Genomic DNA, 24,583 nt, shown 5'->3' with positions numbered 1-24,583 from the left:
ACGGCTCCCCGCGGGTGCAGGACAGCCGGGAGGCAGCCGGGCGCGGGGCGCCCGACGGCGTCCGGGCACCGCGCCGACGTCGGCCGGACACCTCGGGCGCACCCGGCAGAGGGGACGGAACGGCTACCGTCGTCGCCGCCGGTGACCCCCTGCGACGGTCGGTGCTCCGACCGACCGACGGGTGGTGCCGGCGACGCGCGCCGGCACCACCGTCGCGCACGACCCCGCCGAGCCGTCATGAGCGGCACCCGAGGAGGACCCGTGGCCGCAGGACGACGACGAGCACGCCGACGGACGAGCGGGGCCGCCCGCGCCGTCGCCGCAGCGGGGGCGGGGGTGCTCGTCCTCGCGGCGGCGCCGGCCGCCTCCGGCGACGTCCCCGGCGCCCGGGAGGCCCGCGGCGCGACCTTCACGCTCGTCTCCACGACGGACGTGCACGGCAACGTCCTCGACTGGGACTACTTCCGGTCCCGGCCGTACCCCGCCGGTAGCGAGCAGGGCCTCTCGCACGTGGCCTCCGCCGTCGACGCCGTCCGCGCGGACCGCGGCGAGCGCTCGGTGCTCGTCGTCGACAACGGCGACACGATCCAGGGGACGCCGCTGACCTACGCCGCCGCGCGCGGCACGGCCACGGCCGGCCCGGTCACCGAGACCGGGGAGGAGCACCCGATGGCGACGGCGCTCGACGCCATCGGCTACGACGCCGGCGTCGTCGGCAACCACGAGTTCAACTACGGCCTCGACCTGCTGCACGCGTACGAGAGCGACCTCGACATGCCGCTGCTCGGCGCCAACGTCACCGACGTGGCCACGGGGGAGCCGGCGCTGCAGCCGTGGACGATCCAGCGCGTCCGCCCCACCGGCGGCGGCGTGCCCGTCGAGGTGGGCATCGTCGGCCTGACCACCCCGGGCTCCCAGGTGTGGGACAAGCAGAACGTCGAGGGGCGCCTGGCCTTCGGCGACATGGTCGAGGCCGCGAAGCGGTACGTGCCGCAGGTCCGCGCCGCGGGCGCCGACGTCGTCGTCGTCCTGTCGCACTCGGGCCGCTCGGGCGCGTCCTCCTACGACGACTCCGTGCTCCCGCCCGAGAACGTCAGCGACGCGATCGCCGCCCAGGTGCCGGGCGTCGACGTCGTCGTCGCGGGCCACAGCCATCGCGACCTGCCCGAGGCGTGGATCGCCTCCGAGGCGACGCCCGGCACGAAGGTCCTCGTCACGCAGCCCTACCGCTACGGCGCGTCGATCACCGCCGCGGACCTGCACCTGGAGCGAACCCGCGGCACCTACCGGGTGACGGGCGCCGACGTCGAGGAGCTCCGGGCGGGCGACGTCCCGGAGGACGAGGCCTTCACGGCACTGATGCAGCCGTGGCACCAGCGGACGCTGGACTACGTCGACACCGTCGTCGCCACCTCGGCGACGGAGCTGTCGGCCCAGGACGCCCGCTGGCGCGACACCGCGATCATGGACTTCGTCCACGACGTCCAGCGCGACGCCGTCCGCACCGGCCTCGCCGGGACGCCCGACGCCGACCTGCCCGTCGTCTCGGTCGCCGCGCCCTTCCGCGCCGACGCCGTCTTCCCCGCCGGCGAGGTGACGATCCGCGACGTCGCCGGCCTCTACATCTACGACAACACCCTCCAGGCCGTCCGGATGAGCGGCGCCGAGCTGCACGACTACCTCGAGTACTCCGCGAGGTACTACGCGCAGGTGCCGCCGGGGGACCCGGCCGACCCGTCGTCGCTGAGCGCGGGCACGACCCCGGACTACAACCTCGACCAGATGGCGGGCGTCTCCTACGACGTCGACCTCGCGCAGCCGGTCGGCTCGCGGGTCGGGGAGCTCGTCGTCGACGGCCGGGTGCTGGGCCCCGACGACGAGGTGGTCCTCGCCGTCAACAACTACCGCCGCAGCGGCGGGGGCGGCTTCCCGCACGTCGCGACCGCCCCGCTCGTCTACGACCGCCAGCAGGACATCCGCCAGCTCCTCATCGACCGCGCCCAGGAGACGGGGTCCATCGACCCCGCCGACTTCGCCGAGACCGACTGGCGCCTCGTCGCCGACGGCGAGCCGCTGCTCGGCTGACGCACCGCGTGCCTCTGCGGCTGTCGCCGTGCCGACGGTGGCCGGGTGCGGACGGGGACGCACGCGCTCCGGCACTGGCTCGGCGCTCTGCGGCCGGGTGACGCGGTGGTCCGGGCGCCGGCCTGACGTGCTCTCCGCGCGCACGTCCCCGCCCGCTCGTCGTGACCTCAGCGAGGCTCCGGACCCGCCCAGGCGCAGCAGGGGCAGTGGACTGCCGTGGGTCGCCGTGGGTCGCCGTGGTGCTGGGCGTGGCTCGACCCGGCGAGCGGGTGGGGACGGGGACGCGGCAGGCACGTCAGGCCGGCGCCCGGACCCGAGCGGCAGCCGACCCGAGAGCGCCGAGCCAGTGCCAGAGCGTGCCCGTCCCCACCCGCGGACCCGACCAGACGCGTCCGGCACCCCGCCCGCGACGTGCCGGACGGCGTCCCGCGGGTGACGATCACCGGGTGCCGGAGGGGGACAGCGTCTACCTGGTGGCGCGGACGCTCGACGCGCGGCTGCGGGGGACCGTCGTGGCGCGCAGCGACCTGCGGGTGCCGCGGCACGCGACGGCGGACCTGTCGGGGCGGGCGGTGCTGGGGACGTCGTCGGTCGGCAAGCACCTGCTGACCCGCTTCGGCGGCGGCATCACCCTGCACACGCACCTGCGGATGGACGGGTCGTGGACCGTCCTGGCACCGGGGAAGGTCCTGCCGCGGCGGGTGCAGCCGGACGTGCGGGTGCTGCTGACGACGACGGGCGGCCCGGGCGTGGTCGACGGGGCGCCCGGCCCGACCGCGGCCGCGCTGCAGATGCCGGTGGTCGAGCTGGTCGAGACGGCGCACGAGGACGACGTCGTCGGGCACCTCGGGCCGGACCTGCTGGGGCCGGGGTGGGCCCGGGGCGGGCCCGACGAGGCGGTGCGGCGGCTCGCGGGCCGACCCGCCCGCGGGATCAAGCCGGCGCTGCTCGACCAGCGCAACCTCGCCGGCGTGGGGAACCTCTGGGCGGACGAGACGTGCTTCCTGCGGGGGCTCGACCCGTGGACGCCCGTCGGCGACGTGGACCTTCCGCCGCTCGTCGCGCTGGCGGCGCGGATGCTGCGGCACTCGGCGACGGCTCCGGGCGCCTACCAGGTGACGACGGGGGACACGCGGCGCGGGCGCTCGCACTGGGTCGTCGGGCGGGCCGGGCGACCGTGCCTGCGGTGCGGCACGACGGTGCTCGTGCGCGAGGAGGTCGCCGGGGACCCCGAGCAGCGCCGCACGTGGTGGTGCCCGCGGTGCCAGCCGGAGCCGCCGGTGCGGGCCGAGCCGGGCAGCGGCTGAGGACCGCTGCGGGCGGGGGGCGGGCGGCGGTCCGCTCGCAGGCGTCGCCCGGGGGCGGCCCGGCTAGGGTCGCGGGCATGCAGCAGTGGGAGTACATGACGGCGCCGCTCATCGTCCACGCGACGAAGCAGATCCTCGACAACTTCGGCGAGGACGGGTGGGAGCTCGTGCAGGTCATCCCGGGGCCCGACGGCAACGGGCTCGTCGCCTACCTCAAGCGCCCGAAGGGCTGAGCGTGGTCGCCGCGCTCGACCGCCTCGCGCAGCTGGGGCTCACGCTGCCGGAGGTCGTCCCGCCCCTGGCGGCGTACCAGCCGGCCGTCCGCGCCGGGGACGTCGTCTGGACGTCTGGCCAGCTGCCCATCCGCGACGGCGCCGTGGTGACGACCGGGAAGGTCGGCGACGGCGTCCCGGACCCGACCGGCCCGGCGCTCGTGCCGCCCGGCGAGGCCGCCGAGCTCGCCCGGGTCTGCGCGCTCAACGCGCTGGCCGCCGTCTCCTCGCAGCTGCGCGACGGCGAGACGCTCGACGACGTCCGCGTCGTGAAGGTCGTGGGCTTCGTCGCCAGCGCCCCGTCCTTCACCGGTCAGCCGGCCGTCGTCAACGGCGCGAGCGAGCTCCTCGGCGAGGTGCTCGGAGACGCCGGCACCCACGCCCGCAGCGCCGTCGGCGTCGCCGTGCTGCCCCTCGACGCGCCCGTCGAGGTGGAGCTGCAGGCGCTCGTCGTCCGCTGACGACCCCGCTGACGACCCCGCTGACGACCCCGCTGACGACCAGGGGGAGGTCCTCACCCGTGCTCCGCCGGTTCCCGCTGCCGCCCGACCTGCGTGCCCGCGTGGCGCGGGGCGTGCCCCTGCCGCCCGCCGAGCCCGTCACCGCCGCGACGGTGATGCTCGTGCGCGAGCCCGCGATCGCCGGCACGGGCGTCGAGGTGTGGCTGCTGCGCCGCGCCGACGGCCTCCCCTCGGCGCCGGGCGCCACCGCCTTCCCGGGCGGGGGCCTCGACGCGCGGGACGCCGACCCGGACGTCCCCTGGCGGGGCGCGCCCGTCGACGGCTGGGGTCGACGCCTGGGGCTGCCGGACGAGGACGCCGCCGCGCTGCTGTGCGCCGCGGTGCGGGAGACCTACGAGGAGTGCGGCGTCCTGCTCGCCGAGGTCGACGAGCCGCGTCCCGACGCCGCCGCGCCCGGCGGCGTCGGGCTGCCCCCCGGGCAGGAGGACGCCGAGCGCGCGGCGCTCGCCCGTCGGGAGCTCGCGCTGTCCGACCTGCTGCGCCGTCGCGGCCTCGCGCTGCGCAGCGACCTGCTCCGCCCGTGGGCCCGATGGACGACGCCGGAGCCCGCGGAGCGTCGCTACGACACCTGGTTCTTCCTCGCGGCCGTCCCGGCGGGGGCCCGCGCGCGGCACCTCGGCGAGGACGGGCACGAGGCGGAGGCCGTCGAGGGCGGCTGGTGGCGCCCGGCGGCCGTCCTGGACGCGGAGGCCGAGGGGCGGGTCCGGCTCCTGCCGCCGACGCGCGTGGCGCTCGAGGAGCTCGCGGCCGCCGAGGACCTCGTCGCGCTGCTCGGGACGCGCCGGTCGCTGACGGAGGTGCTGCCGCGGGTCGCCGGCCTGCCCGACGACCCGCACCTGCTCGCCGAGCTGCCGGAGCACCCCGACCCCGTGGGCGCCGTGTGAGCGGACGAGGGGCGGGGCCGGACGACCTGGCGCCGCCGTGGCGGGGAGGCCGCGTCACCCCGGTGGCGCGGTGCGTCCTGGCGACCAACCCCGGTCCGATGACCCTCGACGGGACGAGCACCTGGGTGCTGGGCGCTCCCGGGGCGGGGCCGGCGGTCGTCGTCGACCCGGGGCCCGACGACGACGCGCACCTCGACGCGGTCCTGCGGGCGGCGACCGACGAGCACGGCGGCGTGGCGTGCGTCGTGCTGACGCACCACCACGCCGACCACAGCGCGGGCGCCCGCCGCCTCGCCGGGACGGCCGCGGGCGCCACGGGCGTGCCGGTCCCCGTGCGGGCCGTGCGGGCGGACCTGCGGGTCGCCGACGGGCGAGGGCTCGTGGACGGCGACGAGCTGCCCTGCGCCGGAGCTCGTCTCACCGTGCTGGCGACCCCGGGCCACACCGCCGACTCGGTCTGCCTCCTCCTGCGGCCCCCGGACGGCCCGGCGGCGCTGCTGACCGGTGACACGGTCCTCGGGCGGGGGACGAGCGTCGTGGCGCACCCGGACGGTGATCTCGGCGACTACCTCGCGACGCTCGACCGGCTCGCCCGCGTCGTCGAGGACGAGGACGTCGACCTCCTGCTGCCGGGCCACGGCCCCGTCCTGGAGGACCCGTCGCCGGTGCTGGCGCACTACCGGTCGCACCGGCGCCACCGGGTCGAGGAGGTCGCGGCGGCCGTGCGGGCGGGGGCCACCACCCCCGCCGAGGTCGTCGCCGTCGTCTACCCGGGCCTGGCGCCCGAGCTGCGGGCGCCGGCGGAGCGCTCCGCCGCCGCGGCGCTCGCGCTGCTGGCCGGGTTCGGGGAGGCCGGGCTCGGGGACGCCGAGCCGGGGGGCGTCGGACCGGGGGACGCAGGGCACTCGGGAGCGCGGGCCGACGGCGTCGGGCGGGACGCCTAGCGCGCGCGCCGGGCGAGGCGCTCGGCGTCGAGCAGCACGACGCCGCGGCTCTCGAGCCGGATCCACCCGCGGGCGGTGAAGTCGGCCAGCGCCTTGTTGACCGTCTCCCGCGAGGCGCCGACGAGCTGGGCGAGCTCCTCCTGGGTGAGCCCGTGCGGGACCTGGCGCACGCCGTCGTCGCCGGCCGCCGACCCGTCCGGGGACGCGCCCGCGGCCGGGTGCCCGAAGCGGTCGGCCAGGTCGAGCAGCATCTTGGCGACCCGCCCGGGCACGTCCGTGAAGACGAGGTCGGTGACGGAGTCGTTGGTGCGGCGCAGGCGACGGGCGAGGGCCCGCAGCAGGTGCCGCGCCACCTCCGGCCGGCCGTCGAGCCACCGCTCGAGGTCGTCGGGCCCGAGGCCGGCCAGCGCCACGCGGGTGACGGCCGTGGCCGTCGCCGTCCGGGGGCCGGGGTCGAAGAGCGAGAGCTCCCCGAGCATCTCGCTGGGGCCGAGGACGGCCAGGAGGTTCTCGCGCCCGTCCGGCGCCCGGCGTCCGAGCTTCACCGTCCCGGCGACGACGACGTAGAGGCGGTCGCCCGCGTCGCCCTCGGAGAACAGGACGTCGCCGCGGGCCAGGTCCACCGGCGTCATGCTGGCCATGAGGGCCTCGGCGGCCGCGTCGCCCACCCCGCGCAGCAGCGGGGCGTCGCGCACGACCGGGTCCACGCACCAGCTCCCTGCGTCCTGCGGCGTCCGCCCCGCACGGCCCCGCTCACGCGGGAGTGTGCCAGCCCTCCAGGGCGACGGGGGACCCCGCCGGGGCGCTCGGGACGGAGGCCGCGGCGGACGGGCCGACGACGTCGGACCCCCGCGGACGCGGGATCATCAGGACGCGTGCGTCCCCACCCCCGGCCCGGCGGGAGCCGTCGTGGGTCGGGGCCCCGGCGAGGACCAGGCGCGCGGTGGACCAGCCCAGGCGGTCGGCGAGGGCCTCCTCGCGACGCTGCAGCGCGCGGCGCGCCTCGCGCAGGGCCAGCAGGTGCTCGGCGCGGTCGTACGGGCGCCCGTCCTGCTGGGGGGCGGCGTCGCCGCCCACGCCGCCGCCGACGTCCAGCACGAGCGCGGCCAGGTCGTCGAGGTCCTCGTCCACGGCCCCCTCCTCGCCCGTCGGGGGGCACAGCTGGGCCACGAGGAGGTCTGTGCGGGCGCGCACGAGGCGCGCCCACAGGCGCAGCCGCTCGGCGCGCGCCACGAGCTCGGCGCGCTCGCGCCGCAGCGGGTCCGGCTGTCCGTCCATGGTGCAGATGTCGTCGGTGCCCGGATACCGCTTGAGAGGGGCCGTGGGCCCTCACCCGTGCGCCGGGGCGACCGGGGGACGGCGGTGCGACTGGTGGCTCGCCCGCCTCGGAACCGCTGCGGCGCAGGGGCGTCTGCCGGCGCAGCCGGTGCGGTGACCCGCGGCCCGCAGCACCCGGCCCCGGGGCGGGACGACGACGGCACCGGCGACGTCGGGGGCGTGCGTAGGGTCGAGCCGTGCCCGTCGAGAGCGCGCCCCCCGCCGCGCGAGGTCCCCGGACCCCGCGCCCGGCGTCCTCCCGACCCGCGGGTGGGCCGGGGACGGGCGCGCCGCCCGGCTGGGTGCGGGCCGTCGTCGACGGGGCGCCGAGGGCGGCGCAGGAGCTGGCCGTCCTCGGCCGGGCCGGGGGGCCCGCGGGCCGGCGCGAGGGACGGGCGGCCGCGGTGCTCGTCTGCCTCTCGCCGGGAGAAGCCCCGGCCGCCGACCGCCCCCGGGCGGCCGACCCCCGCGGCGCCGTCGGTCCACCCGGGGACGTGCTGCTGCTGGAGCGCGCCGCCGGGCTGCGCACGCACGCCGGCCAGCCGGCGCTGCCCGGGGGAGCCGTGGACCCCGGGGACGGCGGCCCGGTGGGGGCCGCCCTGCGCGAGGCCCGGGAGGAGACGGGGCTCGCGACGGACGGCGTCCACGTCCTCGCGACGATGCCGGTGCTGCGGGTGCCGCCCGAGGGCTTCGCCGTCACCCCCGTGCTCGCCTGGGAGCCCCGGCCCTCGCCGGTGGCCCCGGGCGACCCGGACGAGGTCGTGCGCGTCCTGCGGGTGCCGGTGGCGCAGCTGCTCGACCCGCGGCGCCGGGTCCGCGTGCGCTGGGACCGGCGGGTGCCCGCCGCCGACGGCGTGCAGGGCGCCCGGCAGCGTGGCGAGGGCCCGGGGTTCGAGGTGGTCGCCGCGTCCGGGGACGCCGCGTCTGGGGACGCCGCGTCCGAGGAAGAGGACGGGGCGATGCTGGTCTGGGGCTTCACCGCCGCGCTGCTCTCGGCGCTGCTCGACGCGGCCGGGCTCGCGCCCGGCTGGGACGACGCGCGCGTCGTCCCGGCGCCCGCCCCGCCGCGGGTGCCGCCGGGCCCGACCGCCGCGGCGCCCACCGCCGCCGGTGAGGTCGCGCCGTGACCCCGACGCTGCCGGGCACGGACGTGGTGAGCGCCGGCCTCATCACCGACGTCGTCGTCGCCCTGCTGGCCGTGCTGTCCGTCCTGTCGGGCTTCCGGCGCGGGCTCGTGCTCGGCGCCCTGTCCCTCGTCGGCTTCGTCGGTGCGGGGTGGGCCGCCGCCGCGCTGCTGCCGGACGCCCTCGCGGGCTGGGAGCCGCCGTGGCAGCGGACGGTGCTCGTGCTGGGCGGTGTCCTCGTCGCGGCCCTGCTCGGGCAGGCGCTGCTCGTCGCCGTGGGGGTGCGGCTGCGTGCCCTCGTGCCCTGGACGCCGCTGCGGGTGCTCGACGGGCTGCTGGGCGCCCTCATGTCGCTGGCGGTGCTCGCCGTCCTCGTCTGGTTCGCCGCCGGCGCCCTGCGCGCCGCGCCGGTGCCGGTGCTCACCCGCGCCGTCGAGGGCAGCGCGGTCGTCTCCGCCGTCGAGGACGCCGCACCCGTCGAGGCGGGCAGCGTGTTCGCCGAGCTGGGGTCGGCCCTGGAGGCCGGCGGCTTCCCGCGCGTCTTCACCGACGGACGCGAGGCCATCGCCCCGGCGAGCCCGCCCGACCCCGCGGCGTCCGCCGAGGCCCGCGCCGTGGCCGGGCAGGTGCGCGGCAGCGTCGTCAAGGTCACGGGCGTGGCGCAGGAGTGCCGTCGCGGGGTCGAGGGGACCGGCTTCGTCGTCGCGCCGGGGCGGGTCGTCACCAACGCGCACGTCGTCGCCGGCGTCGACGCGCCGTCGGTCCAGGTCGGTGGCGAGGGCGCGCCGCTGGGCGCGACGGTCGTCCTCTACGACCCCGAGCGGGACCTCGCCGTCCTCGACGTCCCGGACCTCGAGGCCCCGGCGCTGCCGCTGGGGGAGGAGCTGGCGGCCGGGGACGCCGCGGCCGTCGTCGGTTTCCCGCTGGACGGGCCGTACGACGTCGAGGCGGCGACGGTGCGCCAGGTGGTGCGCGCGCTCGGCGAGGACGTCTACGGCGACCCCGGCGTCGTCCGGGAGGTGTACGCGCTGCGCGCCGACGTGCAGCCCGGCAACTCCGGCGGCCCGCTCGTGGACCTCGACGGGGACGTCGTGGGCGTCGTCTTCGCCCGCTCGGTCGACGACGCGGGGACGGGCTACGCCCTGACGCTGGAGGAGTCGGCCCCCGTGCTGGAGGCGGCGTCGTCGGCGTCGGGTCCCGTGGACACCCAGGGCTGCACGACGGGGTGAGGTCGCCGACCGGCCCGCCGCACCGGCGCGGCGGGAGGTCCCGTCAGGCGGCCGGGTCCGACGGCGGCGGGCCGGCGCCGTCGAGGTCGGCGAGCCAGTCCCGCAGGAGGGTGCCGACCTGCTCGGGCGCCTCCTCGGCGAGGAAGTGCCCGACGCCAGGCAGGACCTCCACCCGGTGCCCCGGTCGCCCGGCAGCGCGTCCCCCCGGACGTCCCCCGGGGTGACGCCCGCCGGGGCGACGAGCCGCGACGGGCGGGGTCAGCCCGTCCAGCTCGCCGCGGACCTCCAGGAACGGCACGTCGACCGGGCGCTCCAGGGCGGCCCTCAGCCGCCGGCCGTCACGACGCAGGGGGGAGCGCACCTCCCACCGGTGCCGCTCGACGGCGGCCCGGGCGGCCCAGGGGGCCGACATCGCCGCCGCGTAGCGCTGCGCCTCGGCCGGGCTCGGCCACCCCGGGCCCGCCCAGCGGGCGAGCAGCTCGGGGACCAGGTCGCCGCGCAGCCGGCGCCCGCCGAGGACGGGCAGCTGGAGGCCCACGGCGTGCCGGTGGGTGACGACGTGACGCGGCCCCAGCGCCGCCAGCGCGGAGAGCGGCGCCTCCGGGGCGGACAGGACCGCGACGGCCCGGGTGGTGGCGGGCTCCAGCGCCGGCATGGCACGAGCCACCGCGCCCCCGAGGCCCTGCCCGACGACGACCGCCCGGGTCGCGCCGAGCGCCCGCACGACCCCGCCGACGTCGGCGGCGAGCGTCGGGGTGTCGTAGCCGCGAGGGGTCTTGTCGCTGGCGCCGCAGCCCCGCAGGTCCATCGCCGCGACCCGGTGACCGGCGGCGGACAGGGAGACCAGCTGGTGCCGCCAGGCCCACCAGTGCTGGGGGAAGCCGTGGAGCAGGACGACGAGGTCGCCGCCGCCCACCGTCCCGGCCGTGGCCCGTCCGCCGGGTGAGGGGGCGCAGACCGCGACGTGGAAGCGCGCACCCCCCGCCGGCACGAGACGGTGCTCCCACGGCCCCGGGACGAGCACCGGGTCCTCCACGGCGCCGCTGCGGGCCGGGGACCCGCCGGCGACGGGGTCGGTCAGCGCACGCCCTTGAGGGCCTGCGCCGACTCCTTGGCCGTGGCGATGGTGCGCTCCGGCGGCCTGACCTTCGAGATGCGGCCCTTGCCGACGAGGGCCAGGACGCCCGCGACGACGAGGAGGAGCACGCCGACGATCAGGAACGACAGCCACGTGGGCAGCACGAGCGCCAGCGCGAGCGACCCGCCGACGAGCAGCAGCATGAGGGCGAAGAAGCCGAAGAGGGCTGCCCCCGCGAACATCCCGGCGCCGATGCCGGCGGCCTTGGCGTCGTCCTTGAGCTCCGCCTTGGCCAGCGCGATCTCGGTGCGGACGAGGGCCGTCACGTCCCGCTTCACGTCGACGACCAGCTGCCCGACGGTCTTGTCCTCTGCCACTGCACTCCTCCAGACGTCTCGCCCGCGGCGCGTCGCACGCGGACCTCGTGCTCACGGCGCCGGGGCCGCGCACGTCTGTGCTCGCCCCCGGGCCGCGGCACCTGCGGTCCGCGGACCACCGGTGATCACCGGCGCGGAGCCTACGCAGGTGCCGCCCCCGACGCCCGCCGGAGCGGCCTCCGGGACCGCCGCGGACCCCCTCAGCCGTCCGCGGCGGGACCGCCCATCCCGGCGCGGATGGTGCCCATGACCGAGCTGTCGGCGAGCGTGGTGACGTCGCCGGTCTCGCGGCCCTCGGCCACGTCGCGCAGCAGCCGCCGCATGATCTTCCCGGAGCGGGTCTTGGGCAGCTCGGCGACGACGAGGACCTGCCGCGGCTTGGCGATCGGCCCGATCTCCTTGGCGACGTGGTCCCGCAGCTCGGCGACGAGCGCCTCGCCGTCCTCGCCCCCGACCCCCTCGTCCTCTGCGTCCTCCGCGTCCTCCGCGTCCTCCCGGGCGCGGAGGATGACGAAGGCGCACACCGCCTGCCCCGTCGTGTCGTCCGAGGCGCCGACGACGGCGGCCTCCGCCACGCGGTGGTGGCTGACGAGCGCCGACTCGATCTCCGCGGTGGACAGGCGGTGCCCGGACACGTTCATGACGTCGTCCACCCGGCCGAGCAGCCAGACGTCGCCGTCCTCGTCGAGCCGGGCACCGTCACCGGCGAAGTACCGGCCGGGGAACCTCGACCAGTACGTCTCGACGTAGCGGTCGTCGTCGCCCCAGATGCCGCGGAGCATCGACGGCCACGGCTCGGTGAGCACGAGGTAGCCGGCCTGCCCGTCCGTGACGGGCTCGCCGGCGTCGTCCAGGACGGCGGCCGAGATGCCGGGCAGGGTGCGCTGGGCGGAACCGGGCTTGGTCGTCGTGACGCCGGGCAGCGGCGAGATCATGATCGCGCCGGTCTCCGTCTGCCACCACGTGTCCACCACCGGCGTGCGGCCCGAGCCGACGTGCGTGCGGTACCAGGTCCAGGCCTCCGGGTTGATCGGCTCGCCGACGCTGCCGATCAGCCGCAGGCTCGACAGGTCGTGGCCCTCGAGCAGCTCGGCGCCCCACTTCATGAAGGTCCGCACCGTCGTCGGCGCCGTGTAGAGCAGCGTGACGCCGTAGCGCTCGACGACCTCCCACCAGCGCTCGCGGGTCGGGGTGTCGGGGGTGCCCTCGTACATCACCTGCGTCACGCCGTTGGCGAGCGGCCCGTAGACGATGTAGCTGTGCCCGGTGACCCAGCCGATGTCGGCGGCGCACCAGTAGACGTCGGACTCGGGACGGACGTCGAAGACGTTGCGGTGGGTGTACGCCGCCTGCGTGAGGTAGCCGCCGCTCGTGTGCAGGATCCCCTTGGGCTTCCCGGTCGTGCCGGAGGTGTAGAGGATGAAGAGCGGGTGCTCGGCCTCCAGCGCCGGCGCCTCGTGCTCCTCGCTCGCGCCGTCGACGGCGTCGTGCCACCAGACGTCGCGGTCGTCGTCCCAGCCCACGTCCTGCCCGGTGCGGCGCACGACGAGGACCGTGCGGACCGAGCCCCCGCCGCGGGCGGGGTCGCCGAGCGCCTCGTCGACGTTGGCCTTCAGCCCCGCCGGGGCCCCGCGGCGGTAGCCGCCGTCGGCCGTGACGACGACGACGGCCTCGGCGTCGTCGACCCGGCTGCGCAGCGCGTCGGCGCTGAAGCCGCCGAACACCACGGAGTGGGGGGCGCCGATGCGCGCGCAGGCGAGCATCGCGACCACGGCCTCGGGGATCATCGGCAGGTACAGCGCGACGCGGTCGCCCCGGCGGACGCCGAGCGCCTCGAGGGCGTTGGCGGCCCGTCGCACCTCGCGGCCGAGCTCGGCGTAGGTGATCGAGCGCCGGTCGCCGGGCTCGCCCTCCCAGTGGATCGCGACGCGGTCGCCGTGGCCGGCCTCGACGTGCCGGTCGACGCAGTTGTGCGCGACGTTGAGCCGGCCGTCGGCGAACCACCGGGCGAAGGGCGCCCGGCTCCAGTCCAGGACCTCGGTCGGCTCGGTCTCCCAGGACAGGAGCTCCTTCGCCTGGTCGTGCCAGAACGCGAGCCGGTCGGCGTCGGCCCGCTCGTACAGCTCCGGCTGCGCGACGGCGTCGCGCGCGAGGTCCGGCGGCGGCGGGTAGGTCTCCTGCTGGGGCTCCTGCTGGGCGGCCACGGGGTTCCTTCCTCGAGCGGTGCGTCGTCGTCACGTGCGGGTGCCGGCCCGTCCCCGGCGAGGGACGGGCCGGCACCCACCTGCTCTGCGGTCGTGCTCGTCGTCGTGGTGGGCGGGCTAGTGCTGCACGGCCTTCTCCGATCCTGCCCCCGTGAGGGCCCGGACCTCCATCTGGGCGGCCTTCGCGTCGTGGTCGGACTCCGGCGTGCTCGTGACCGTGCCCAGCCAGCCGAGGAAGAAGGCCAGCGGGATCGAGACGATGCCCGGGTTGTCCAGCGGGAACCAGGAGAAGTCGACCGACGTGTCCCGGATCATCGAGGTGCTCAGCCCCGTCACCGGGTCGACCCGGCCGCTGACGACGGGCGAGGACGCGATGAGCACGACCGTGCTGATGAGCCCGCCGTACATGCTCCACAGTGCCCCGCGGGTGGTGAAGCGCCGCCAGAACAGGGAGTAGAGGATCGTCGGCAGGTTCGCGCTGGCCGCGACGGCGAAGGCCAGGGCGACGAGGAACGCGACGTTCTGGCCGATCGCCGCCATGCCGCCGAGGATCGCCACGAGGCCGATGACGACGACCGTGCGGCGGGCCACCTTGAGCTCGCCGTCCGGGCTGACGGTGCCCTTCTTGAGGACGCTGGCGTAGATGTCGTGCGCGAAGGACGTCGCCGCGGTGATGGCGAGGCCGGCGACGACCGCCAGGATCGTCGCGAAGGCGACGGCGGCGATGAGGCCGAGGAGCACCGTCCCGCCGAGCTCGAAGGCGAGCAGCGGCGCCGCGGAGTTCACGCCGCCCGGCGCGGCGAGGATGTCCTCGCGGCCCACCAGCGCGGCGGCGCCGTACCCGAGCACGAGCGTGAGCAGGTAGAAGATGCCGATCAGCCAGATGGCCCACACGACGCTGCGGCGGGCCTCCTTGCCGCTGGGCACCGTGTAGAAGCGCATGAGGACGTGCGGCAGCCCGGCGGTGCCGAGGACGAGGGCGAGCGACAACGAGAGGAAGTTGATCGTCGTCGTCGTGCTCGTGCCGTACTGGAGCATCGGCTCGAGGAGGCGCTCGGCGTCCTCCAGCCCCTGGGCGGCCGAGGTGTCCACGGCGCCCTGGAGCACGGCCGTGAGGTCGAAGCCGAAGCGCGCCAGCACCCAGACGGTCATGACGACGGCGCCGGCGATGAGGAGCACCGCCTTGACCATCTGGACGTAGGTCGTGCCCTTCATGCCCCCGATGAGCACGTACGCGATCATGATCACGCCGACGACGGCGACGACGACGTACTGCCCCGCCTGGCCCTCGATCCCCAGCAGCAGCGCCACGAGACCACCGGCACCCGCCATCTGGGCGATGAGGTAGAAGAAGCAGACGGCGAGGGTGGCGAGCGCCGCGGCCATGCGGACGGGGCGCTGCCGCAGCCGGAACGACAGGACGTCGGCCATCGTGAACTTGCCGGTGTTGCGCAGCAGCTCCGCGACCAGGAGCAGGGCCACCAGCCAGGCCACGAGGAAGCCGATGGAGTACAGGAAGCCGTCGTAGCCGTACACGGCGATGGCCCCGGCGATGCCGAGGAAGCTGGCCGCGGACAGGTAGTCGCCGGCGATGGCGAAGCCGTTCTGGGGGCCGGTGAAGCTGCGGCCGCCGGCGTAGTAGTCCGCCGCCGTCCTCGTGCTCCGGCTGGCCCGCAGGACGATCGCCAGGGTGATGACGACGAAGCCCAGGAAGATCGCGATGTTGAGGACGGGGGAGCCGACGTCGAGCGTCGACGGCGCGGCCGCGAGACGGGCGTCCACGCTCACGCCACCCCCTCGATGCGCTCGCGGAGCGCGGTCGCCTGCGGGTCGAACCGCTTGTCGGCCCACGAGCGGTACACCATCGTGATCACGAAGGTGGTGACGAACTGCCCGAGGCCCATGAGCAGGCCGACGGTGATGGTGCTCCCGCCGACGCGGATGCCCATGAAGCCGGGGGCGAAGGCCGCCAGGAGCACGTAGAGCGCGTACCAGGCGAGGAAGAAGCCGGCGACGGGGAAGATGAAGCGCCGGAAGCTGCTGCGGAGGGCGGCGAAGTCGGGGGTCTGCTGAACCTCCTCGGCGGTCGCCAGGTCCCCGCCGGCCGGCGGCCGGTCTGTCGGTTCGAAGGACGGAGAGGACACGTCGGGCCTCCTGCTCCCCGGCGGCGGTGCCGGGAGGTGACGGCCGGGCCCTGGCGGCCCGGGGACGGCGAAGGGTCGCACGCGCGCGGCCTCTGCCCCGGGACGTCCCACATGTGAGATGCCTCACGCGCCGACCCAGGGCCCTCCCGGTCGTCGTCCACAGGGGTCTCGGCGCCCTCCGTCGAGCCGCCCTAGCGTGCGCGGCTCAGGGGACGTCGAGCGGGAGGAGCGCGGGCGATGGCGGGATCCGGGGGAGCCGCGGGCGGCGGGGCGGCCGGTGCGGGACCTGCCCTCGCCGTCGACACCGCGGAGCTCGCGCGGGTCCGGGCGCGGCTGGAGCAGGTGGCGGCGGACCTCGCGGCCGCGGGGGCGCGGATGGCTGCGGCCGACGGGACGGCGCTCGGCGCCCGTCCGCTCGTGACCGGGCTGGAGCAGGCCCAGCAGGACTGGGGCACCCACGTGCGGGCCCTGCGAGAGCTGGCCGACGTCGCGGCCCGCGACCTGGGGACGGCCGCCTCGGGCTACGACGACTGCGAGAGCACGGCCGCGGGCCGGGTCCGCGCCGCCGACCTCGCGGCCCCGGGCACGGCGCTCGAGCCGGGCACCGCCGCCGCGACGGTGCTCTTCCCGCTGCCGCCGCCCTTCCCGGCACCCCTCCCTGCCCCCCTCCCGGCCCCCGTCCCGGCCGCGCCCGTCCTGCGGGCCGGCGACCCGGCGGCACCGTCCGGGCAGCCGTGAGGACCGACGCGGCACGGGCCCTGCCGGCCCTCGGGTGGGACCCGTGCCCCGGGGACGTGGCGGGCGTGCGCGCGCTCGCCGACGACCTGAGGGCCCTCGGCGGACGCCTCGAGGACGCCGCCCGCACGGCGCTCGCGGACGCGCCGGCGTGGTCCGGGCCCGCGGCCGAGCAGCACCGCGCCCGGGTCGAGGCACTCCCGCGCTCGCTGCGGTGCGTCGCCGGGTCCGTGCGCCGGCTGTCCGGGGTGGTGGAGGAGTGGTCCGACGAGCTCGTCCGCTGGCAGGCGCGGGCGGACGACCTCGAGCGGCAGATGCGGGAGGCGCGCGCGGCCCCGGTCGTGGTCCCCGACGCGCTGCTGGACCTGCGGGGCGCGACCCTCGAGGACACCCTGCACGGCCGCCGTCCCGGCACGACGGTCCTGGCGGCGGTCCGTGACCCCTCCTTCGTGAGCCCGGCGTCCGTGGCCGCCCAGGCCGAGACGCTCCACGTCGCCTACACGGAGGCGGCGCTCGTGCGCGCCCGGACGATGGCTGCCGCCGTCGACGCCGGGCTCCGTGCCCCCTGGTCCGGGGGCGCCCTGCGCGAGGAGCCGGACCGCCCCCTCCTCGTGCGGCTCTGGCGCGACGGCGTGCAGGACGGCTACGGGGAGTGGGTGCGGGCGAACGCCGAGGCGGTCGACGCCTACGCCGACGGCAGCGCCGTCGCCTCTCTGCTCGCCCTCGTCCCGCTCCCGGCGGCCGCCGTCGTGGGCGTCGGCGCCGGGGCGACGAGCGCGCTGGCGACGGCGCACCTCGAGCTCTTCGTCGACGAGGACCCGGTCGGGGTGCTCACCAGCGTGGGCGAGGGCGCGGTCGGGCTGCTCGGGGCGGGGCGCGCCGGGCGCACGTCCGGTGGCGCCGGTCGACGGCGCGTCCCCGGCCACCGGGAGGGGGCCGACGTCGCGCAGGACGGGGTCGGGCAGATGGTCACGGCCGACGCGGCGACCGACGCCTGGGACCTGCCGGGCCACTACGGCACCGCGCGGCGACGGGAGCGCGAGGTCCGGGCGCGGGCGCAGGAGGAGACCACCACGGAGGCCGAGCGCCGCCGCGCCGCGGACGTGCAGCGCTGCCTCGGGGGCTGACCTCCTACCGGTCGAGCCCGGACGGGTCGTCGAGCCCGGCGCCCCGGGCCACGTCGTCCCGGGCCACGTCGTCCCCGCCGCCGGGCAGCAGCACGTCGGCCCAGACCGCCCGGTGGTCGGTACCCCGCAGCGGGGCCGTCCCCGCCCGCAGCACCTGCGCGCCGTGCACCAGCACGTGGTCCAGCGCCACCAGGCCGCGCAGGCCGGGCAGCGGCGCGACGACCGGCCACGTGGGGGACCGGCCCCGGCCGGCGGCGCGGGAGGCGAGCCGCATGGGGCCGCGGGGCAGGAGCAGGCGGCGGAGCGCCGGGTGGTCGGTCGTGGCGTTGAGGTCACCGAGCACGACCACGGCGTCGGCCGCCGCGGCCGCGGTGCGCTGCCCGCCGAGGTGCGGCGTGGCCTCCCCGGTGCTCCGTCGGCACCAGCGCTCCAGCGCCGCCAGCTGGTGCCGCCACGGACGGACGTCGCCGAGGGCCGGGTAGTAGGGGTGCGCCGCGCGCACGAGCAGCCCCGACCCCCCCGGCACCCGCACGACGGCGGCGGGGTTGTCGCTCGCCGGCTCGGCGGGGGGGACGCCGGGCACCGCGCCCCGCCGCGGGAGGTCGTCGTCGGCGAGGACCTCCTCGAGCGCCCAGCGCGCGGCGAGCAGCGTGCCGACCCCGCCCTCGGCCGCGCGCCCGGCGCGGTGGGGCAGGTGCTCCAGGGCCCCGGCGCTCTCGAGCCGGTCCAGGCCGGCGGGCGTGAGCTCGACCAGGGCGACCACGTCGGGCCGCAGCCGCTGCAGGAGGGCGGCGGCGGCGCGCGCGTCCGCCCGCCCGTACCAGGTGTTCAGCGCCAGCAGCCGGACGCGGGGCCCCGTGGGCGCCTGCTCCGGGCCGGGGGATGCCGACGGGGCGGCACCGGCCGACCAGCCGGGGGCCGCCAGCGCCGCGTGGACCGCCACGAGGAGCGCGGCGGCGGCGGCGAGGGCGCCGGCGCCCGCCGGCAGCGCCGCGGCCAGCACGACGAGCGCCGCGCCCCCTGCCCCGGGGACCAGCGCCTGGGCCCGGACGACCAGCGGGGCGCCCGGGCGGCCGGGGTCGACGTCCCACCAGCGGGACGCGGTGAGGGCGGCCGCGGCGACCAGCACCGCCGTGCAGGCGGCCACCTCGGCGCCCGTCACGGCACCCGCCTGACCTCGGACCCGTCGTCCGACGTCCCTCCCGGCCCCTCCTCGGCGGCGGTCCCCGCGCAGGCGCGACCGACGCCGACGCCGACCTGGGCGCCGGCGGCGAAGGGGTCGAGGACGAGCGTCGCCCGTGCGGGGCCCTGACCGTCCTCGAGGCGGACCGCGGAGACCGACACGTCGGCGAGGAGGTCCGGGGCGTCGAGGGCGGCGGCGCAGTCGTCGGGGGCGACGCGGACGGCGACGTCGGTCGTCGCCGCGGGGGCCAGGCGCACGCCGGCGTCGGCGAGGGAGAGCCCGGCCACCCCGCCGTCGACGACCTCGACCCGGTAGGGCACGTCGGTGTCGTTGCGCACCTGCAGGACGAGCCCGTCCGGGTCCGTGCGCTGGCCGACCACGGACGGCGTGAGCAGCAGCGGGGAGTAGGCGGTGCAGGCGTCCAGGAGCGCGTCGTCGCCGCTGCCGAGGACGTCGTCGACGGCGGGCAGGTCGACGACCTCCGTCGCCGTGCTGGGGGAACGCACCTCCACCCAGGGCCGCCACGGGGGTGGGTCGGTGCACGACACCTCCAGCCGGAGGCCGAGCGCGGCCGTGCTGCGCGCGGGCACGACCACCTCGGAGCCCGGCGTCGCGTCCGTGCCCGTCCGGCGGCCCGCGAGGCCGAGGCCGCTGGGCTCGAGCTCTCCCTCCAGGCGCCGCGACGGCCCGCCCGTCCCCGCGGCGGTGAGGACGAGGTCCTCCGGACCGCTGTTGGCGACGACGAGCTCCACCACCACGTCGTCCTCGGCGTCGGTGGGGGAGCCGCCGCCCCAGGCGAGCAGCAGGGTCAGCGGCGGCGGCCCGTCGTCGGCGCCCCGCTCGGCGAGCAGGGCGGCCGAGGCCCCGACGAGGGCGGCGACGAGCAGCGCGACCACGCCGCGCAGGCGGCCCCGGCCGGAGGTCGGACGGGTCGGGGCCCTCCTGGTCCACCCCCCTGCGCCCCCGTCGTCGACCGGTGAGCCGACGGTGTCGAGGTCGTCCACGCGCCCGGTCGAGGTGGGCTCGGGGAGGTCGGGCCCCGGAGAGGCGCCGTGGGCGTCGGGGGCCCCCAGGGCGTCGCGGCTCACGGGAGGACCCCCCTTCCCTGGGGGCGGCCGTGGAGGCGGGCACGACCGGTCCGGGCCCGGGCGACGGTGACCTCCACGGCGTCACCGTAGGGACGGGGCTGCGCGGCGCTGCGCCCGCCCTCCTGCCGGTCGCGTCCACAGGCCCCGGCCGCGGCGCGTCCTCCACAGGCTCCCGCCCGCGGGCCCGCACCGGTCCGTGCCGCGCTGTGCTGCACCGGTCCGCCCGCTCCGGGGCGGCGCGGTGCGGAGGTGGTGCGGGGTGTGCTGAGCCGGGGGACGTCGTCGCGGGGCGTCGTGCTCGTCACGGGGTCGGCGTGGCTGGAGGAGCGGGTCCGCGCGTGCGCCGCGGCGGCGGGCACGTCCGTCGAGGTGCTGCGCGCGCCCCCGGACCCGGGGGTCGCCCTGCCCGCGGCCGCCCTCGAGGTCTGGGGGGCGGACGCGCTCGAGCACACGGCAGGGCCACCGCCGACGTCCACGCCGAGGGTGGTCGTCACGGCCGACGCGGCACCGGACGCGGTCTGGCGCGCCGCGCTCGAGGTCGGGGCCCGGGGGGTCGTGCAGCTGCCGACGGGCGAGGCGGAGCTCGTCGACGTCCTGCTCGCGGCCGCGGACGACCGCGGGGCCGACGGCACGGTCGTCGGCGTCACCGGGGCGTGCGGCGGTGCGGGCGCCTCCGTCCTGGCGGTCGCGCTGGCCCGCGCCGGCACCGGCAGCGCGCGGGGCGGCGTCCTGCTCGCGGACCTGGACGACCTCGGCGGGGGTGCTGACGTGCTGGTGGGGCTGGAGGACGCGGCCGGCCTGCGCTGGGCCGACCTCGCGGGTGTGCGGGGCGCGCTGCGCCCGGACGTCCTCGAGGGGACGCTGCCCCGCCGCTGGGGGGTCGACGTGCTGGCGCCGGCGACGGGCACCGAGGTCGCCCCGGCGGCGGGCGGGGGGAGGGTGCCGCCGCCGGCCTCGGAGGCCGTCGTCGACGCGGCGCGGCGCAGCCACGGTCTCGTGGTGCTGGACCTGCCGCGCGGCCTGCGCGGCGTCGAGCACCTCCTCGCCCTGGTCGGGCCGTTGGTGCTCGTGGTGCCCGGTCAGGTGCGGGCCGGCGTCGCAGCCGGTCGGCTGCTGGCGCACGTGGACCGCTGCGCGCCGGGGACGGACGTCCGCGTCGTCGTCCGCGCCCCCGCCGGACGCGGCGGGGGCCCACGACCCGTGGAGGTGGCGCGGGCGCTGGGCCGACCGCTCGACGGCGTCGTGCCGCACGACGCGCACGTCGCGGCCGCGGAGCTGCGTGGTCGGCCCTTCCCCGGTCGTGACGGGGCCCTCGTCCGGTGGGCGCGGGGCGCCCTCGGCGACCTGGCGCGCGCCGATCCCGCGGGCGTCGGCGTCCCGACGTCCGTCCCGACGTCCGCCCCGTCCGGTGCCGTCGGGGACCTCCCGGGTCGGCGCGGGTGGCGTCCTCGGGCCGGCCCGTCGAGGCCCCCCGGCGCTCCGGCCCCGGGCCCCGGCCCGGGGGCTCGTGCGGTCACGACCGGTGCGGGGACGGGTCGATGAGCACGCAGGACCGCCCGGCGGCGTCGGCTCCCGCGCCGGGGGGGCACGTGGTCGACCCCGCCCTGCTGGTGCGGGTGCGAGCCGCGCTCAGCGCCCCCGGCCCTGTCAGCCCCGCCGGCCGGTCGGACGGCCCTCCCGCCGAGGGGGGCGCTGCCGCGGTCACGCGCCTGGCCGTCGCGGATGCGCTGCGGGCCAGCGGCGAGGTGCTGGGGGCCGGGGGTGTGCTCGGCGCGGCGCCGGCCATCAGCGCCGCGCTCGTCGGCGCGGGACCGCTGCAGGTGCTGCTCGACGAGCCGCACGTGAGCGACGTCCTCGTCAACGGGCCGAGCGAGGTCTGGGTCGACCGTGGTCGAGGTCTGCGCCGGGCCCACCTCGACCTCGGCGACGAGGCCGCCGTGCGCGCGATGGCGGTGCGGCTGGCGGCCGCTGCGGGACGGCGCCTGGACGACGCCAGCCCGTGCGTCGACGCCCGGCTGGCCGACGGGGTCCGCCTGCACGCGGTGCTGCCCCCGGTCTCGCCGTCGGGCACCCTCGTCTCCCTCAGGGTGCCCGCTCGCGAGGGCTTCTCCCTGGAGGAGCTCGTGGCGAGCGGCTCCGTCCCCGCCGGCTGGACGGGTGTGCTGCGGCGCGTGGTCGAGCGGCGCCTCGCTTTTCTCGTCAGCGGGGGGACGTCCACCGGCAAGACGACCGTCCTCGCGACCCTGCTGGGCCTCGCGGACCCGCGCGAGCGCGTGGTGCTCGTCGAGGACTCCGGTGAGCTGCGTCCCCGGCTGCCGCACGTCGTCCGCCTCGAGGCGCGCCACGGCAACGTCGAGGGTGCGGGCGAGGTGGGCCTCTCCGAGCTCGTGCGGCACGCGCTGCGGATGCGGCCGGACCGCGTGGTGGTGGGGGAGTGCCGCGGGGCGGAGGTCCGGGACCTGCTCACGGCCCTCAACACCGGGCACGACGGCGGGTGCGGCACCGTGCACGCCAACGCGGCTGCGGACGTCCCGGCACGGCTCGAGGCCCTGGGCGCCCTCGGGGGCCTGGACGCCCGCGCCGTCACCACCCAGGCCGCGAGCGCGCTCGACGTCGTCCTGCACCTGCGCCGCGACGGACGCGGTCGCAGGCTCGAGGAGGTGGCGGTCGTCGGCCGGCGCGGCGACGAGCTCGTCGTCCTCCCGGCTCTCACGGCTGCCGGGACGGGGCCGGGGTGGCCGGACCTCGCGGCGCGGCTCGGGCTGGACCCGGGGGCGGCGCCCGTGCCCGGTGCCGGCCCGCCCGCCCCGGGCGGCGACGGGTCGCCGTCCGACGGCGTGTCCTCGAGCACGGGCTCCGCGGTGCCGGCGCTGCCCGCGGCGCTGCGGGCGGGCGCCACGCCACGGGCCGACGACGAGGCCGACCGGTGACCGGCCTCGTCGTCGCCGTGCTCGTCCTCGGCGGCGCGGGGGTGCTCGTCGGGCCGTCGGCCGGAGGTCGCCTGGTCCGGGTGCTCGCGAGGGCGTCCCCGCAGGACGGCGCCCGGCGGCAGCCGCCGTCGTGGTGGCACGAGCACGTGCGGCGGGACGCGCGGTCACCGGCGCCGGACACGGCGGCGCAGGTCGCCCAGCTGGCCGTCCTGCTGCGTGCGGGCCTCGCACCCGCCGCGGCGTGGCAGCACCTCACGGACGTCGCCGGTCCGGGGCCGGGTGGTGCCTGGCGAGGAGCGGCGGTCGCGGCGGCGGAAGGTGCCTCCGTGGCCGCTGCGCTGCGGGCGTGCCTACCGGCGGCGCGGGCGGAGGGCGGGGGCGCGGCTGCCGCGCTCGCCGCGGCCACGGCGTCGATGGACCTGTGCGAGCACACGGGGGCCCCGGCCGCGCGGGTGCTCACCGGTGTCGCCTCGGCGCTCCGGGACGAGGCCGACGCCCGCGACGCCCGGGAGGCCGCGCTGGCGGCGCCGCGGGCGACCGCGCGGGTCCTGCTGGGGCTGCCGGTGGCGGGGGTCCTGCTCGGCCAGGCGGTCGGCGCGGAGCCGCTCGTCGTGCTGACCACCACGGCCGTCGGTCGACTCGCGGCCGTCGTGGGTGTGGCCCTCGGCCTCGTGGGCTGGTGGTGGTCCAGAGCCCTCGTCCGAGGCGCGGAGACCGGACCACGCGGGCAGCGTGGCCGTCCTGCCCGCGGCGTACGAGCCGGGCGGCAGCGGTGACCGGGATGCTCGTCGGTCTCCTCCTCCTGGCGGCCGTCGTCGTGGGCCGGCCGGCCGCAGGGCCCGGGCGACTGGTCCGCCTCGTGCGTGGTGCGGCGCGACCCGCCGATCCCGAGGGCTCCTCCGGTCGCGAGGGCGGCGACGGTCCTGCGGGTCGGCACCGTCGAGGCCTGCCGGACCTGGACACCCCCCTGCTGCTCGACCTGACCGGTGCGGCGCTGGAGGCGGGTGCGACGCCCACCACGGCTCTCGGCGCGTCGGCGGCCGCGATGGCGGGGGCGTGGCCGTCGGCCCAGGACGCGGAGCTCCGGCGACGGTGCGCGCTGCTGCGGCTGGGGGCGTCGTGGGAGGAGGCGTGGGCCGGTGCGTCGCCCGGGCTCGACCCGCTCCGCGCGCCGCTCGCCCTGGCCCTGCGGGCGGGCGCCCCGGGCGCCGGCCTGCTCCGGGACGCGGCGACGGAGCTGCGGCGCCACCGCGCCCGGGAGTCGCAGCGCCGGGCGCAGGCGCTCGGCGTCCGCCTCGTCGTCCCTCTCGGCGCCTGCGCCCTGCCGGCCTTCGCCGCCGTCGGCGTGCTCCCCGTCGTCCTGGCTCTGGCGCAGCAGGTGGTGTCCAGCGGCGGCTGACGTCACGTCGACCGCACCTCGTCCGCGGGCACCGTCGGGCTGGGCCGAGCCTCCCGTGGAGGAGCGCGGAGGCTCCTTGGGCCGGCCCGCGCCGGGGAGGAACCGCTCGTCCGTCGGGGGCCGCCCCTGGTCGCCGATGCTGCCGGGACGCCTCGTGGGTCGGACCACCTCACCGGGGCGCACCGAGGTGGATGTCCGTCCACAGGTCGGGCGCCGGTGTCCCGAGGGCTCGCCGTGCCACGGGGCGGCGGTCGGTACGGGGAGACGCCGGCGACCTCGTGGCCGGCGAGCGGGCCCGTGCCGGCGGTGCTCGCGGAGATCGCACCGACCTGCTGGACGACCGCCCGACCTCAGAAGGGGGGTGGTCGGTCGTCGCGCCAGGAGTCGGGGGGCTGGTCGTCGTGGCCGTCGGTGGGGTGCTGCGTGCCGTCGCCGTGCTCGGAGCGACGTGGCGCGTCGGGTGGGGTGTCGTGGCGTGCGGTGGCCTGGCGGGTCCAGGTGGTGTCGGTGGCGGCGGTGTCGTGGTCGGGGTAGCCGGTGTCGTCGTCCGGGGGGTTCTCCCCGCTGCTGCCGCCGCTACCGCCGGGGCTGTCGCTGCTGCCGGGGCTGCTGCTGCTGGGGCTGCTGGTCGTGTG

General features: G+C 78.4%; 23 protein-coding genes and 1 pseudogene. 14 read left to right on the top strand and 10 right to left on the bottom strand.

Features of this window, described 5'->3' with window-relative positions; all coding sequences use genetic code 11:
- Positions 1-261: 261 nt before the first annotated feature.
- The 6 genes from WDZ17_RS09010 to WDZ17_RS08985 all read left to right on the top strand — a co-directional run bounded on the left by WDZ17_RS09010 (position 262) and on the right by WDZ17_RS08985 (position 6,013).
- Positions 262-2,085, top strand: coding sequence for a bifunctional metallophosphatase/5'-nucleotidase (locus WDZ17_RS09010; RefSeq protein WP_339574816.1), 1,824 nt, complete (start codon positions 262-264; stop codon positions 2,083-2,085).
- Positions 2,086-2,531: 446 nt separating this feature from the next.
- Entirely contained in the window at positions 2,532-3,392 is an 861-nt protein-coding gene (locus WDZ17_RS09005) for a DNA-formamidopyrimidine glycosylase family protein (RefSeq protein WP_339574815.1), read from the top strand.
- 77 nt (positions 3,393-3,469) lie between these two features.
- The gene (sp36, locus tag WDZ17_RS09000) at positions 3,470-3,625 is read left to right on the top strand and encodes a Sp36 family protein (RefSeq protein WP_339574814.1); all 156 of its coding nucleotides are present in this window, start codon (positions 3,470-3,472) and stop codon (positions 3,623-3,625) included.
- On the top strand, positions 3,622-4,125 hold the full coding sequence (locus WDZ17_RS08995; RefSeq protein WP_422631920.1) for a RidA family protein: 504 nt from the start codon (positions 3,622-3,624) through the stop codon (positions 4,123-4,125). The genes sp36 and WDZ17_RS08995 overlap by 4 nt, the downstream gene beginning before the upstream one ends.
- Before the next feature lie 59 nt (positions 4,126-4,184).
- Complete coding sequence (locus WDZ17_RS08990; protein WP_339574812.1) at positions 4,185-5,069, top strand: NUDIX hydrolase; 885 nt, start codon at positions 4,185-4,187, stop codon at positions 5,067-5,069.
- A 98-nt stretch (positions 5,070-5,167) separates the two neighbouring features.
- A complete protein-coding gene (locus WDZ17_RS08985) occupies positions 5,168-6,013 on the top strand; it encodes an MBL fold metallo-hydrolase (protein WP_339574811.1) in 846 nt (281 codons plus the stop codon).
- Here WDZ17_RS08985 and WDZ17_RS08980 read toward each other — a convergent pair.
- Both WDZ17_RS08980 and WDZ17_RS08975 read right to left on the bottom strand, forming a co-directional pair.
- A complete protein-coding gene (locus tag WDZ17_RS08980) occupies positions 6,010-6,720 on the bottom strand; it encodes a Crp/Fnr family transcriptional regulator (protein ID WP_339574810.1) in 711 nt (236 codons plus the stop codon). The genes WDZ17_RS08985 and WDZ17_RS08980 overlap by 4 nt on opposite strands.
- A 46-nt stretch (positions 6,721-6,766) precedes the next feature.
- Positions 6,767-7,291 carry a hypothetical protein gene (locus WDZ17_RS08975; RefSeq protein WP_339574809.1) on the bottom strand — a complete coding sequence of 175 codons (525 nt, stop codon included), beginning with the start codon at positions 7,289-7,291 and terminating at the stop codon, positions 6,767-6,769.
- Positions 7,292-7,527: 236 nt separating this feature from the next.
- Here WDZ17_RS08975 and WDZ17_RS08970 point away from each other — a divergent pair, with 236 nt between their 5' ends.
- The gene (locus WDZ17_RS08970) at positions 7,528-8,457 is read left to right on the top strand and encodes an NUDIX hydrolase (protein ID WP_339574808.1); all 930 of its coding nucleotides are present in this window, start codon (positions 7,528-7,530) and stop codon (positions 8,455-8,457) included.
- The gene (locus WDZ17_RS08965) at positions 8,454-9,683 is read left to right on the top strand and encodes a MarP family serine protease (RefSeq protein WP_339574807.1); all 1,230 of its coding nucleotides are present in this window, start codon (positions 8,454-8,456) and stop codon (positions 9,681-9,683) included. Before WDZ17_RS08970 ends, WDZ17_RS08965 begins: the two co-directional genes overlap by 4 nt.
- Positions 9,684-9,726: 43 nt before the next feature.
- On the opposite strand, the gene WDZ17_RS08960 is transcribed toward WDZ17_RS08965, so the two are convergent.
- From WDZ17_RS08960 to WDZ17_RS08940, 5 genes are all read right to left on the bottom strand, one after another.
- On the bottom strand, positions 9,727-10,707 hold the full coding sequence (locus WDZ17_RS08960; protein ID WP_339574806.1) for an alpha/beta fold hydrolase: 981 nt from the start codon (positions 10,705-10,707) through the stop codon (positions 9,727-9,729).
- Positions 10,708-10,760: 53 nt separating this feature from the next.
- On the bottom strand, positions 10,761-11,138 hold the full coding sequence (locus tag WDZ17_RS08955) for a phage holin family protein (RefSeq protein WP_339574805.1): 378 nt from the start codon (positions 11,136-11,138) through the stop codon (positions 10,761-10,763).
- A 200-nt stretch (positions 11,139-11,338) separates the two neighbouring features.
- A complete protein-coding gene (acs, locus tag WDZ17_RS08950; protein WP_339574804.1) occupies positions 11,339-13,342 on the bottom strand; it encodes an acetate--CoA ligase in 2,004 nt (667 codons plus the stop codon).
- A 117-nt stretch (positions 13,343-13,459) separates the two neighbouring features.
- Positions 13,460-15,124 carry a monocarboxylic acid transporter gene (locus WDZ17_RS08945; protein ID WP_422631919.1) on the bottom strand — a complete coding sequence of 555 codons (1,665 nt, stop codon included), beginning with the start codon at positions 15,122-15,124 and terminating at the stop codon, positions 13,460-13,462.
- 2 nt (positions 15,125-15,126) lie between these two features.
- On the bottom strand, positions 15,127-15,435 hold the full coding sequence (locus tag WDZ17_RS08940) for a DUF485 domain-containing protein (protein ID WP_422631918.1): 309 nt from the start codon (positions 15,433-15,435) through the stop codon (positions 15,127-15,129).
- A 288-nt stretch (positions 15,436-15,723) separates the two neighbouring features.
- Between WDZ17_RS08940 and WDZ17_RS08935 the strand changes: the two genes are divergently transcribed.
- Positions 15,724-16,224 carry a hypothetical protein gene (locus tag WDZ17_RS08935; RefSeq protein WP_339574801.1) on the top strand — a complete coding sequence of 167 codons (501 nt, stop codon included), beginning with the start codon at positions 15,724-15,726 and terminating at the stop codon, positions 16,222-16,224.
- Positions 16,221-17,348, top strand: coding sequence for a serine/threonine-protein kinase (locus WDZ17_RS08930; protein WP_339574800.1), 1,128 nt, complete (start codon positions 16,221-16,223; stop codon positions 17,346-17,348). Before WDZ17_RS08935 ends, WDZ17_RS08930 begins: the two co-directional genes overlap by 4 nt.
- 4 nt (positions 17,349-17,352) lie before the next feature.
- Here the strand turns inward: WDZ17_RS08930 and WDZ17_RS08925 are convergent, their stop codons facing one another.
- Positions 17,353-18,510: an endonuclease/exonuclease/phosphatase family protein gene (locus WDZ17_RS08925; protein ID WP_339574799.1), complete on the bottom strand. Its 1,158-nt coding sequence runs from the start codon at positions 18,508-18,510 to the stop codon at positions 17,353-17,355.
- Complete coding sequence (locus WDZ17_RS08920) at positions 18,507-19,619, bottom strand: hypothetical protein (RefSeq protein ID WP_339574798.1); 1,113 nt, start codon at positions 19,617-19,619, stop codon at positions 18,507-18,509. The genes WDZ17_RS08925 and WDZ17_RS08920 overlap by 4 nt, the downstream gene beginning before the upstream one ends.
- Before the next feature lie 261 nt (positions 19,620-19,880).
- On the opposite strand from WDZ17_RS08920, the gene ssd reads away from it, so the two are divergent.
- Genes ssd through WDZ17_RS08900 form a run of 4 tightly spaced genes read left to right on the top strand, consistent with a single transcriptional unit; the run spans position 19,881 to position 23,948 of the window.
- Entirely contained in the window at positions 19,881-21,161 is a 1,281-nt protein-coding gene (ssd, locus tag WDZ17_RS08915) for a septum site-determining protein Ssd (RefSeq protein ID WP_339574797.1), read from the top strand.
- Positions 21,158-22,549, top strand: a complete 1,392-nt coding sequence (locus tag WDZ17_RS08910) for a TadA family conjugal transfer-associated ATPase (RefSeq protein ID WP_339574796.1) — start codon at positions 21,158-21,160, stop codon at positions 22,547-22,549. Before ssd ends, WDZ17_RS08910 begins: the two co-directional genes overlap by 4 nt.
- Positions 22,546-23,325, top strand: coding sequence for a type II secretion system F family protein (locus tag WDZ17_RS08905; protein ID WP_339574795.1), 780 nt, complete (start codon positions 22,546-22,548; stop codon positions 23,323-23,325). The genes WDZ17_RS08910 and WDZ17_RS08905 overlap by 4 nt, the downstream gene beginning before the upstream one ends.
- Positions 23,326-23,330: 5 nt before the next feature.
- Entirely contained in the window at positions 23,331-23,948 is a 618-nt protein-coding gene (locus WDZ17_RS08900) for a type II secretion system F family protein (RefSeq protein WP_339574794.1), read from the top strand.
- A 350-nt stretch (positions 23,949-24,298) separates the two neighbouring features.
- On the opposite strand, the pseudogene WDZ17_RS08895 reads toward WDZ17_RS08900, so the two are convergent.
- Positions 24,299-24,583: pseudogene (locus WDZ17_RS08895) on the bottom strand (hypothetical protein); the annotation flags it as partial.

The sequence above is a fragment of the Pseudokineococcus basanitobsidens genome (genome assembly GCF_037482545.1).
Classification (GTDB): domain Bacteria; phylum Actinomycetota; class Actinomycetes; order Actinomycetales; family Quadrisphaeraceae; genus Pseudokineococcus; species Pseudokineococcus basanitobsidens.
This window is presented reverse-complemented; position numbering and strand designations above follow the sequence as displayed.

Bases quoted from the DNA above. Each gene is read 5' to 3' on its own strand.
- WDZ17_RS08935 (WP_339574801.1), top strand. From the start codon at position 15,724: ATGGCGGGATCCGGGGGAGCCGCGGGCGGCGGGGCGGCCGGTGCGGGA.
- WDZ17_RS08900 (WP_339574794.1), top strand. From the start codon at position 23,331: ATGCTCGTCGGTCTCCTCCTCCTGGCGGCCGTCGTCGTGGGCCGGCCG.
- WDZ17_RS08985 (WP_339574811.1), top strand. From the start codon at position 5,168: ATGACCCTCGACGGGACGAGCACCTGGGTGCTGGGCGCTCCCGGGGCG.
- WDZ17_RS08910 (WP_339574796.1), top strand. From the start codon at position 21,158: ATGAGCACGCAGGACCGCCCGGCGGCGTCGGCTCCCGCGCCGGGGGGG.
- WDZ17_RS08975 (WP_339574809.1), bottom strand. From the start codon at position 7,291: ATGGACGGACAGCCGGACCCGCTGCGGCGCGAGCGCGCCGAGCTCGTG.
- sp36 (WP_339574814.1), top strand. From the start codon at position 3,470: ATGCAGCAGTGGGAGTACATGACGGCGCCGCTCATCGTCCACGCGACG.